General features: G+C 48.7%; 10 protein-coding genes and 1 pseudogene. 7 read left to right on the top strand and 4 right to left on the bottom strand.

Annotated features, from left to right (window positions below):
- Positions 1-225 precede the first annotated feature (225 nt).
- Positions 226-1,110: a DUF7973 family transport facilitator gene (locus CGC65_RS24000; RefSeq protein WP_002568839.1), complete on the top strand. Its 885-nt coding sequence runs from the start codon at positions 226-228 to the stop codon at positions 1,108-1,110.
- On the opposite strand, the gene CGC65_RS23995 is transcribed toward CGC65_RS24000, so the two are convergent.
- Positions 1,107-1,892, bottom strand: coding sequence for a redoxin domain-containing protein (locus tag CGC65_RS23995; RefSeq protein WP_002568838.1), 786 nt, complete (start codon positions 1,890-1,892; stop codon positions 1,107-1,109). The two genes, CGC65_RS24000 and CGC65_RS23995, sit on opposite strands and share 4 nt — an antisense overlap.
- A 183-nt stretch (positions 1,893-2,075) precedes the next feature.
- On the opposite strand from CGC65_RS23995, the gene CGC65_RS31425 reads away from it, so the two are divergent.
- Both CGC65_RS31425 and CGC65_RS23990 read left to right on the top strand, forming a co-directional pair.
- Entirely contained in the window at positions 2,076-2,246 is a 171-nt protein-coding gene (locus CGC65_RS31425; protein ID WP_002568837.1) for a hypothetical protein, read from the top strand.
- 184 nt (positions 2,247-2,430) lie between these two features.
- Positions 2,431-3,918: pseudogene (locus CGC65_RS23990) on the top strand (IS1182 family transposase).
- 51 nt (positions 3,919-3,969) lie between these two features.
- Here CGC65_RS23990 and CGC65_RS23985 read toward each other — a convergent pair.
- The 3 genes from CGC65_RS23985 to CGC65_RS23975 are packed head-to-tail and all read right to left on the bottom strand — an operon-like array spanning position 3,970 to position 6,359.
- Positions 3,970-4,428 carry a GlcG/HbpS family heme-binding protein gene (locus CGC65_RS23985; protein WP_002568833.1) on the bottom strand — a complete coding sequence of 153 codons (459 nt, stop codon included), beginning with the start codon at positions 4,426-4,428 and terminating at the stop codon, positions 3,970-3,972.
- A gap of 16 nt (positions 4,429-4,444) precedes the next feature.
- Positions 4,445-4,990 carry a BMC domain-containing protein gene (locus CGC65_RS23980; RefSeq protein ID WP_002568832.1) on the bottom strand — a complete coding sequence of 182 codons (546 nt, stop codon included), beginning with the start codon at positions 4,988-4,990 and terminating at the stop codon, positions 4,445-4,447.
- Between the two features lie 16 nt (positions 4,991-5,006).
- Positions 5,007-6,359, bottom strand: coding sequence for a 4Fe-4S dicluster domain-containing protein (locus CGC65_RS23975; protein WP_002568831.1), 1,353 nt, complete (start codon positions 6,357-6,359; stop codon positions 5,007-5,009).
- 226 nt (positions 6,360-6,585) lie between these two features.
- On the opposite strand from CGC65_RS23975, the gene CGC65_RS23970 reads away from it, so the two are divergent.
- From CGC65_RS23970 to CGC65_RS23955, 4 genes are all read left to right on the top strand, one after another.
- Complete coding sequence (locus tag CGC65_RS23970) at positions 6,586-6,966, top strand: BMC domain-containing protein (protein ID WP_007038675.1); 381 nt, start codon at positions 6,586-6,588, stop codon at positions 6,964-6,966.
- A gap of 31 nt (positions 6,967-6,997) precedes the next feature.
- On the top strand, positions 6,998-7,507 hold the full coding sequence (locus CGC65_RS23965) for a EutP/PduV family microcompartment system protein (protein ID WP_002568829.1): 510 nt from the start codon (positions 6,998-7,000) through the stop codon (positions 7,505-7,507).
- Positions 7,461-8,033 (top strand): DJ-1/PfpI family protein, encoded by a 573-nt coding sequence (locus CGC65_RS23960; protein WP_002568828.1) that lies wholly within the window; start codon positions 7,461-7,463, stop codon positions 8,031-8,033. The genes CGC65_RS23965 and CGC65_RS23960 overlap by 47 nt, the downstream gene beginning before the upstream one ends.
- 162 nt (positions 8,034-8,195) lie before the next feature.
- Positions 8,196-10,766 (top strand): glycyl radical protein, encoded by a 2,571-nt coding sequence (locus tag CGC65_RS23955; RefSeq protein ID WP_002568827.1) that lies wholly within the window; start codon positions 8,196-8,198, stop codon positions 10,764-10,766.
- The last annotated feature ends 28 nt before the right edge of the window (positions 10,767-10,794 follow it).

Below are 10,794 nucleotides of genomic sequence, written 5' to 3'. Positions count from 1 at the left end.
ACAGGTGATTTAGAAATTTGTACGCCAGCTTTTTTTGTGCTCAATTTTTCCTGTATTTAGTTGAAAATGTCTTAAAAGTACCATTTTTTCGTATGAATAGCATAAGGAAAAACAGCCTCCGGGATGATAAAATCTATATAACATAATACATTTGGGAAAGGAGGGTAGGGGTACATAGAAGTGGATTGCCCACGGGCAGATAAAAAGAAGGGAGAATATAGGCATATGAATTTGTTTGCATTAGTAGCATCATTTGGAGGAGGAATCATAGGTGCATATATGGGAGCGCTTCCCGCGTTTATATTGACCGGCGTGATCGCCATTGCAGGGGCTGTGGCGGCTATGGCCGGAGGGGCAGACATGACGGTGGGATTCATTGCGTTCGGTTCCTATCTTGGCCCGCATATTGCGTTTGCCGGCGGCGTGGCAGCGTCCGCATATGCAGGTAAGACCAAAAAACTGGGAAGCGGAACCGATATTCTGTCCTGCCTTAACGGGCTGGCGGATCCGGCCACACTGCTGGTAGGCGGCGTGTTCGGTGTGATTGGTTTTCTGATTCATTATGTGATCGGGGCAGTTCTTCACCTAAACACAGATCTTCCTGGATTCACCGTTATCATATCCGCCGTCATTGCGCGTCTGGTATTTGGCTCCAGTGGCCTGATAGGAAAAGCCGCTCCCGATGAGACGAGAGAGTATTTTACCGGCGGAAAGGGAATGCTTTGTAATGTGATTCTTGGTTTGGGTATCGGAACCACAACCGGATTTGTGTATCAGGCGCTGGTGGACGGTGGGGCATCGGCGGCATCCATTGGTAGTTATCCGGTTCTCTGCTTTGGAATCGCAGCGGTATCCCTTATTTTTGCCCAGACTGGGTTTGCCATGCCGGCAACCCACCACATTGCGCTGATCTCAGCACTGGCGGCCGTTACCGCCCAGAACCCTGTTATGGGTATCGTATTCGGTATATTGACCTCGCTGTTCGGTGATTTTATAGGCAAGACCTTTAACAGCTGCTGCGACACCCATATCGATCCTCCTGCATTTACCATATTTATATTTACATTTATTGTAAATGTACTGTTCGGAAGCGGATTCTTTAGCGTTTAAAGCAGCAGCTCCTTGATTTTATCAAGACGGAACCCGGAGATCTCATGGCTGCCGATCACGGTCACAGGAAGTGCGGTATAGCCGCGGCTGTCCATAAAAGCCTGGCCCTGCATATCGCTGTCCAGATCGATTTCCTCATAGGAAATTCCGTTGTCGGCAAGAAATTCCTTGACCTGGCGGCAGTAAGAACAGCCGGGAAGGGTATAAATTCTCACCGTTTTGTCAGAAGCGAAGGAGTCGGGAAGAGAGGGCCGGTCCTCTTTCAGGGGCTGGCTCCCGATGGTCCAGTTGGCACCACAGAGCGAACCGGTCTGAAGCGCTTTTAAGACCCGCAGAACCTCCTGGGTGTTTCTGCCGATGTTGTTGTCGTGGATCACGCTGTAGCGGATCGTCTGGTCAGGATCAATAATAAACAGGCCGCGCAGCGCAACTCCCTGGTCCTCCAGAAGTACTCCGTAGTCAGCCGCCATGGACAAGGTCTTGTCGGCTCCCAGGGGATAACCAATGCGGCCAAGGCCGTTGCGGATCCAAGCCTGATGCGTGTATTCGCTGTCTGTGCTGACTGCCAGAAGTTTGGCATCCGCTTCATCAAACAGATACAGGTCATTGCTAAACGTGGTGATCTCGGTGGGGCAGACGAAAGTGAAATCCATGGGATAGAAGAACAGGACCAGCCAGTGCCCCTTATAGGTATCAAGGCTCACATCAAAGAAATCCTCTCCATCCCCGGAGACAGCCTTTAAGTGAAAGTCAGGAGCTTTTTTTCCAATGATTCGGTTCAATTTTGATTCCTCCTTTATTTGCATGATTGTTTCTGTTATAATGATATCACAGATAAAGAAGAAATACACCACATTTTCGTCACTGCACTAAGCTCGACAGGACCTCGCCAAGTGCCAGTGACATGTATCGCACTTAGAGACCAGAATACGGTCTCTAAGTGCTCATAACTAGGAGGTAACAGCATGAGTGATAAGAAGTACTCCGGTAATTTTTATAAAACGGACAAGATAGAAGAAACTCCAGACGACTGCCCAAACTGCCTATATCAGAACAAGAAAGCAGAGAAGGACCCGGATGAATGCCCCAACTGTTATTACATTCCCAACAAGAAGAAGAAGGAAGGGCAGGAGTAACCGTACTCAGTAAAAGACAGTAAAAGATAGGAGACATCCGGAAGATTCCGGTGTCTCCTCAGACTGTAGACAAAGCCCAAGGCTCACGCCTCGGATTTTTCGTTAAAAGAGCTATAAATATTCCTGTTTTCAGGATTTTATAGCTCTTTTCTGATAGAATGGAAGTATCAAAGGAAGGTGGGATATTTCTATGATGACTCAAAATAAGGACAAGAAAAGAGGAAAGATTCAGATATTCTGTATGGATGACATGGTTCCCCAGGATCATCTTCTGCGAATCATTGATAAAGCGATTGACTGGAACTTCATCTATGGCCTTGTAGTGGACAAGTACAGTCCTGATAATGGACGCCCCAGTATGGACCCGGTCATGTTGATAAAGCTTCCATTCATCTAGTACCTGTATGGTATCAAAAGCATGCGGCAGACCGTAAAGGAAATCGAAGTAAATGTAGCTTATCGATGGTTTCTTGGACTTGAAATGATGGATAAGGTCCCTCATTTCTCAACGTTCGGAAAAAACTATACCCGCCGTTTTAAGGACACTGGCCTTTTTGAGCAGATATTTTCCCATATACTGCAGGAATGTTATAAATTTAAACTGATAGACCCAAGTGAGGTCTTCGTGGATTCTACCCATGTAAAAGCCAGGGCAAACAATAAAAAGATGCAGAAGCGGATTGCTCAGGAGGAGGCTTTGTTTTTTGAAGATTTGCTAAAGAAGGAAATCAATGAAGACCGTGAAGCACATGGTAAACGGCCTCTGAAAGAAAAGGATGATGACAGTAATCCGCCATCCGGCCCATCCGGTGGCAAAGAAGAAAAGACGATTAAAACAAGTACTTCTGACCCTGAAAGTGGATGGTTCCACAAAGGGGAACATAAAAGTGTATTTGCCTATGCAGTACAGACCGCGTGTGATAAGAATGGCTGAATACTTGGTTATAGTGTTCATCCGGGAAACCATCATGACAGCAGAACCTTTAAGTTCCTGTATGACAAGATAAAAGAGATTGGAATCAAGACGCTGATAGCCGATGCAGGATATAAAACCCCCGGTATAGCAAAACTCCTGATAGATGATGGGATCAAGCCGCTTTTGCCATACAAGTGTCCCATGACCAAAAAAGGGTTCTTCAAGAAATATGAGTACGTTTATGATGAGTATTATGATTGCTATATCTGTCCAAACAATCAGGTACTGTCCTATCGTACAACCAACCGTGATGGATATCGTGAATATAAGAGCAGCGGAACGGTCTGCGAAAACTGTCCATACCTGGAGCAGTGTACCCAAAGCAAGGATCATGTAAAGGTTGTTACACGCTACATATGGGAGCCATACCTGGAAACGTGTGAAGATATCCGTCATACGCTTGGGATGAAAGAGTTATATTCGCAAAGAAAAGAAACCATTGAACGAGTATTCGCAAGTGCAAAGGAGAATCATGGATTCCGGTATACACAGATGTATGGAAAAGCCCGAATGGAAATGAAAGCCGGGCTTACATTTGCCTGCATGAATCTCAAAAAACTGGCGAAGATTAAGGCAAAATGGGGACTCCTGGAAGAAGGGGAGCCACACAAAATTTCTATTTTATACACAATTCGGATAATAAGAGAAAAATGGCTCTGGGATACAAATCCCAGAGCCGCTTTGTCTACAGTCTGAGGAGACATCCGGAAGATTCCGGTGTCTCCTGTTTTTTCCGTATTGTTTGTTTTAATCCAGTGATAACGCGTGTCTGGCCACGGTCATGTCCTGTTCCACAGTGCCGCCGGATACGCCCAGACCGCCGATACAGCGTCCGTTCTTCATGATGGGGATTCCTCCGCCGAAGATACAGAACTTGCCGGGATGGGTCTGCTGGAGCCCGTATAAGGACTGTCCCGGCAGGATATCCCTGGCGGCTTCCCCGGTTGGCGCGCGGAGCGCCGCCGCCGTGTACGCTTTCGAGTAGGAGATGGAGATGCTGGCCAGGAGGGAGTCATCCATCCGGTGCATGGCAACTGTATTGCCACCCTCATCCACCACTGTGATAACCATGGGTACATGGATGATCTCTGCCATTTCTTCGCCTTTTTCAATCATCTGCAAGGCTTCTTTTAAACATAATCCCTGATGCTTCAGCGCGTCCAAAAGGGCGGCTGTTATTTCTTTTGCTGTATGTGTTTCATTCATAATGTTGTCTCCTTTATCAAAGCAGGCTGCGGTACAGTTCCTTGTCCGGATGGGCAATCACAACCTTTTCAAGCAGTGCGCCGCTGTTTTCTGCTGTCTTTGCACCTGCCTCCACGCTTTCCTCCACCGCGCCCACATCCCCTGTAAAGGTTACAAAGGATTTGCCCCCAATCCCTGTTCCCAGGCGGATTTCGATTAGGGATACATTGGCCGCCTTGGCCGCTGCATCGGCGGCGATGATTGCGCCTGTGACGGAGAAAAACTCCAGAATGCCCAGCGCCTTTAGGCTGGAGGGCATGGAGGACATGTTGATGGCCTCAATCACCTGCGGGTTTACTCTGGGGATGAGAAGCCGGTCCACCACATTGGTTTTAGCGCTTTCCTCACCGATCCTCAAAGCTGATTCCACGGCTGAAACTTCCCCTGTTATTAAAATCTGATACTTGCCGGGACAGCTGGGCCTTGCAGAGACAAGCTTGATTTCCGCTGCCTTGAGCATCATGTCTGCGGCCAGGATTCCTTTGGCAATGCTGTTTAATTCTAAAAAACCGATGGTAATCATATGATTTTCCTCCTAACTACTGCCTGTCAGCAGAAATAACAATTTCAGTATCAGTAACCTGTACGACGGTTCCGGATATACTCGCATGAATGTTGGCACCCAGCGCCTCCGCAGGAATCGCTCCGATCAGCTGCCCGCACGAAACCGTGTCACCTGTCTGTACCACAGGTTGGCTGGGGGCGCCGATGTGCTGTCTTAGGGAGATCCGAACTGTGGCGGGATCAGCGGCTTTGCAGCTGTCAATATGATAGTCATAATACTGGTCGACACCCAGGCGGACCGCCATGCGCTTGGACGGCGCTTTCCGGTAGCTTCGTTCCTCCAGCTGTGTAAATGTCTCTGAAGGCTTGGGATAGCGGTATTTATTCTGCCGGAGCAGATTCTTGACATAAATATTGACCTGGCGCGGCTGAAGTCCCATGGGACAGGCATATGTTTCACAGAGTCCGCACTCGCTGCATATCATGGCCTGCCTGACATGCTCGTCCTCCAGAACCTCCTCGGGAGACTGGGCATAGGCGAGCTTTCGCATAATCATATGCGGCTTTAACGGATGTCCCGTGAGGTAACGCGGACACATCTGGGTGCAGTAAGAGCATTGGATACAGCACATTTTGGCCCGCTTCAGCGAAACGGATATGGGAATATTATGCTTTTCCACCAGGGGCGTATCGTCAGCGACAATGATGTAGCCGGAAGTGGTTTTTGTGACGGTCAGTCCCGCGGCTTCCTCCTTTCTGTAGCATTTACCCATCATGGGGCCGCCTGCGATTACGTGAAAGGAGGAAAGACTGCTTCCTCCGGCCAGCAGAAGGCACTCTGCAAAGGAAGTACCCAGAGGAGCGCGGACAATGCAGGGGGAGTTCACCGCCCCGGTAACCGTCAGGTATTTTTCGGTAAAGGGCTGTCCCTGGGATGCATTGTAAATGGAATAAACGGTGGCCAGATTGGATACCACGGCACCCACGTCAAGGGGGATTCCGGAAGGCGGAACCGTGCGCCCCGTAACGTCGCAGACCATGATCTGTTCATCGCCGGCCGGGTAGAAGTTCTTCATCTTATAAAGCTTGACAGGACTGTGAAGTTCTGTAATGGCAGCTTCCAGTGCGGCAATCTCTTCCGAGTATGTTTCTTTCAGTACTATATAACGTTTACCCGCCTGTACCATATCTCCGATCATACCGGCGGCCGTGACGATCTCCCTGGCCTTATGGAGCATAAGAAAACGGTCGGTCCGCAGGAGCGGTTCACATTCGGCGGCATTGATAATCAGATATTCCACGGTACAGTTCAGCTTGACATGGGTAGGGAAGCCGGCCCCGCCGCACCCGACGATTCCCGCTTCTTTTATTTGTTCTAACAGCGTCATATATACTCTCCCTTCATATATCACTCAAATCCCTTTCTTTTTAATTATAAAGAAAAAAGATATCCTATACAATGAATGGGCAGTCTAAAAAATGGTATTATCCAATACTGTCCGACTCATTGCGTACAAGTCTGTATAATACAAAAAATCAGTTTGTCTAGTACTAAAGGAAACTTTTATAAAATGTTACAATATAAAAATAAAGGCGGAAAGGTGATGGTGATAAATGGAAATAAAAAACTGGAATGGAAGCCAGGGGGACCTGATGAGGATTATACAGGAATCAGTGCCCGGCAAACAGATTACCATGGCTCATATAATAGCCAGCCCGGATGAGGTGATTTACAAAAAACTGGGACTGGATCCAAAGGTTGATTATCACCGTTCGGCCATCGGAGTACTGACCCTTACTCCCAGTGAGACAGCAATCATAACAGCGGATCTGGCCATCAAGGCTTCTAATATACAGATTGGTTTTATCGACCGGTTCAGCGGTACGCTCATTATCACGGGAACCATTTCTGATGTCAATATCGCCTTTGAGCGGATTTTGGAGTACACGTCCTCAGAACTTGATTTTACGGTATGCAGGATCACAAAGGCCTGATTACATGCTGCTTAGCCGGGAAGGAGCGTCAATGAAAAAGATCATGCTGGTGGGGCGCAGCGGAGCGGGAAAGACCACGCTGACACAGGCGATGAAGGGTAGAAAGATAACATACCATAAGACGCAGTACATTAATAATTACGATGTTATTATCGATACGCCCGGAGAGTATGCGGAGAACAAAACCCTGGCAAGGGCGTTGATTCTGTATTCCTATGAGGCTGACATTGTGGGACTGCTGATGAGCGCCATTGAGGACTATTCACTGTACAGCCCCAATATTGTATCCATGGCAACCAGGGAAGTCATAGGGATCGTGACACAGATTGACCAGCCGGAGGCAAGGCCGGACCTAGCCACCATGTGGCTGGAACTTACGGGATGCAAGAAGATATTCTATGTCAGCTCCGTGACCGGCGAAGGGGTGGGAGATATTCTTAATTACCTGCGGGAAGAGGGCGATACCATGCCATGGGAAAGAGAGGAGGAAACGGATGAAGCGAGTTCTGATGCTGGCGGGCGACTATACGGAGGATTATGAGGTGATGGTGCCGTATCAGGCATTACTGATGGCGGGGGTGGCGGTGGATGTGGTCTGCCCGGACAAGACTGCGGGAGACACCATAAGGACAGCGATTCATGATTTTGAAGGTGACCAGACCTATTCTGAAAAACCGGGGCACAATTTTGTGCTCAATGCTTCGTTCCAGTATCTGAAGCTGGAACAATACGACGGACTGTTCCTTACCGGGGGAAGGGCGCCCGAGTATCTCAGGCTGAATTCCAGGGTAATAGATATGGTACATTACTTTATGGATCTGAAAAAACCGGTGGCGGCCATATGCCACGGAGTACAGATCCTGACCGCGGCCAGAGTGCTGAAGGGAAAAAAGGTGACTGCTTATCCGGCGGTGCGGCCGGAGGTACTGGCAGCCGGAGGCATTTTCATGGAAAAGGAGCCGTATGAAGCGGTAATCTTTGAAAATCTGGTAACTTCCCCGGCCTGGCCCGGGAATGTGGAAATTCTAAAAGGGTTTCTCAAGCTGCTGGGCGTCACAATTTCGTGATGAAAAGTCTGTATTTTACATCTATTACGTTTTAATAATATGTCTTCTTTTTCGTCCGTATAGGATATTATGAGGAGGAGGGACGCCCTGGAATTGATGGACGGGCAAATCCCGGAAACTGAAAACTATGCAATAGAAAACAAAATAAAGGAGGATATTTGTATGATAGCAAAGGGGTTTACAGAGCCAACCGAGAGAGTGAAACGTCTTAAAAGAGCAATTGTCGATGCAATTCCGTACGTTGAGTCTGAGAGGGCGGTTCTGGTAACAGAGTCCTATAAAGAGACAGAGGGACTGTCTCCTATTATGCGCCGTGCCAAAGCAGCAGAGAAAATTTTTAACAATCTTCCGATTACCATTCATGATGACGAGCTGGTTGTAGGCGCAATCACAAAGAATCTGCGTTCAACAGAGATTTGTCCTGAATTTTCTTATGACTGGGTTGAGAAGGAATTTGAGACAATGGGCACCAGAGTTGCCGACCCGTTCCAGATTCCAAAAGATACCGCAGCAGAGCTGCATGAAGCATTCAAATACTGGGAAGGAAAGACCACCAGCGCTCTGGCAGATTCCTATATGTCACAGGAGACTAAGGACTGCATCGCAAACGGAGTGTTTACGGTAGGCAACTACTTCTACGGCGGCGTTGGACATGTGTGTGTAGATTACGGCAAGGTTCTGGATATCGGTTTCACCGGAATCATTAAACAGGTAATCGAGACCATGGAAAAGCTGGATACAAGTGATCCGGAGTACATCAAGAAGAAAAATTTCTATGAGGCGATTGTAATTACATATACGGCAGCAATCAACTTTGCACACCGCTATGCTGCCAAGGCAAGAGAGATGGCAGCTTCATGCCCGGATCCTGTAAGAAAAGCAGAACTGCTCCAGATCGCTGCCAACTGCGACAGGGTTCCGGAACGGGGAGCAACCAATTTCTACGAAGCATGCCAGGCATTCTGGTTTGTACAGATCCTCCTTCAGATCGAGGCCAACGGCCACTCCATTTCACCAGGACGTTTTGACCAGTACATGTATCCGCATCTGGCCGCAGATAAAAACATCTGCCCGGAATTTGCACAGGAACTGGTTGACTGTATCTGGGTTAAATTAAATGATGTCAACAAGACGCGTGATGAGGTCAGCGCACAGGCATTTGCCGGATACGCAGTATTCCAGAACCTGATCGTGGGCGGCCAGACAGAGGACGGCCTGGATGCAACCAATGACGTATCCTATATGTGTATGGAAGCTGTTGCCCACGTAGCTCTGCCGGCGCCTTCCTTCTCCATCCGCGTTCACCAGAATACACCGGATGAATTCCTCTACAGAGCATGCGAAGTGACCCGTCTCGGACTGGGCGTTCCGGCTATGTACAATGATGAAGTAATTATCCCTGCACTGTGCAACAGAGGCGTGTCTCTAGCAGATGCAAGAAGCTACTGCATCATCGGCTGTGTAGAGCCGCAGTGCCCGCACAAGACAGAGGGCTGGCATGACGCAGCGTTCTTCAACATTGCAAAGGTTCTGGAAATCACCCTGAACAACGGCAAGGTGGGCGACAAGCAGTTAGGCCCGCAGACCGGTGATATGACTTCCTTTACCAGCATTGAGGATATTTTTGCGGCATACAAAAAACAGATGGAATATTTCGTATATCATCTGGCAGAAGCCGACAACTGTGTTGACTTCGCACATGCAGAGAGAGCGCCGCTTCCATTCCTGTCAGCACTGGTAGATGACTGTATCGGAAGAGGCAAGAGTGTACAGGAAGGCGGAGCAATTTACAACTTTACAGGCCCGCAGGCATTCGGCGTGGCCGATTCCGGAGACTCCCTGTGTGCCATCAAGAAACATGTATTTGAGAGCAAGGAAGTAACCATGGCTCAGCTGAAAGAAGCAATGGCAAACAACTTCGGTTATGCATGCAATGCCTCCGCACCTGCTGCTACGGCTGACGAGTGCACGGACGAAGCAAGGATTTATGAAGCAGTCAAGAGAATCCTTAGCAATAACGGCTCCATCAACCTGGCGGATCTTCAGGCACAGCTTGCCGGACCTGCACAGGCATGCCGCTGGCCGTCACCCGCAGAGCCGGCCAAGACAGAACCGGCCTGTGTGAACCCTGATTATGCACACATTAAGAGACTGATGGAGAACACCCCATGGTTTGGAAATGATATTGACGAAGTTGATATGATCGCAAGACGCTGTGGACAGATTTATTCCTACGAAGTGGAAAAATACACGAATCCGCGCGGCGGACAGTTCCAGGCTGGATGCTATCCTGTATCTGCCAATGTGTTATTCGGAAAGGATGTAAGCGCTCTTCCGGATGGAAGGCTGGCTAAGACTCCTCTGGCTGACGGCGTTTCCCCGAGACAGGGAAAGGATACCAACGGACCGACGGCGGCAGCCATGTCCGTGGCAAAACTGGATCATGCAAACTATTCCAACGGTACGTTATACAACCAGAAATTCCTTCCTGACGCACTTGCAGGGGATGAAGGCCTGAAACGTTTCGCATCCGTGGTACGCGCATATTTTGATCACAAGGGCATGCATGTGCAGTTCAACGTTATTGACAGAGCAACCCTGCTTGCAGCACAGGAGCATCCGGAGGATTACAAGGATCTGGTAGTCCGTGTTGCAGGATACAGCGCACAGTTTACCGTTCTGGCAAAAGAAGTTCAGGACGATATTATCAGCCGTACAGAGCAGACCTTTTAGTGCGGTTCCAGTATAATACAGTGAAGGG

It is taken from the genome of Enterocloster bolteae, assembly GCF_002234575.2.
GTDB classification, from domain to species: Bacteria; Bacillota; Clostridia; order Lachnospirales; family Lachnospiraceae; genus Enterocloster; species Enterocloster bolteae.
This window is presented reverse-complemented; position numbering and strand designations above follow the sequence as displayed.

Bases quoted from the DNA above. Each gene is read 5' to 3' on its own strand.
- CGC65_RS24000 (WP_002568839.1), top strand. From the start codon at position 226: ATGAATTTGTTTGCATTAGTAGCATCATTTGGAGGAGGAATCATAGGT.
- CGC65_RS31425 (WP_002568837.1), top strand. From the start codon at position 2,076: ATGAGTGATAAGAAGTACTCCGGTAATTTTTATAAAACGGACAAGATA.
- CGC65_RS23985 (WP_002568833.1), bottom strand. From the start codon at position 4,428: ATGAATGAAACACATACAGCAAAAGAAATAACAGCCGCCCTTTTGGAC.
- CGC65_RS23980 (WP_002568832.1), bottom strand. From the start codon at position 4,990: ATGATTACCATCGGTTTTTTAGAATTAAACAGCATTGCCAAAGGAATC.
- CGC65_RS23975 (WP_002568831.1), bottom strand. From the start codon at position 6,359: ATGACGCTGTTAGAACAAATAAAAGAAGCGGGAATCGTCGGGTGCGGC.
- CGC65_RS23970 (WP_007038675.1), top strand. From the start codon at position 6,586: ATGGAAATAAAAAACTGGAATGGAAGCCAGGGGGACCTGATGAGGATT.
- CGC65_RS23965 (WP_002568829.1), top strand. From the start codon at position 6,998: ATGAAAAAGATCATGCTGGTGGGGCGCAGCGGAGCGGGAAAGACCACG.
- CGC65_RS23960 (WP_002568828.1), top strand. From the start codon at position 7,461: ATGAAGCGAGTTCTGATGCTGGCGGGCGACTATACGGAGGATTATGAG.
- CGC65_RS23955 (WP_002568827.1), top strand. From the start codon at position 8,196: ATGATAGCAAAGGGGTTTACAGAGCCAACCGAGAGAGTGAAACGTCTT.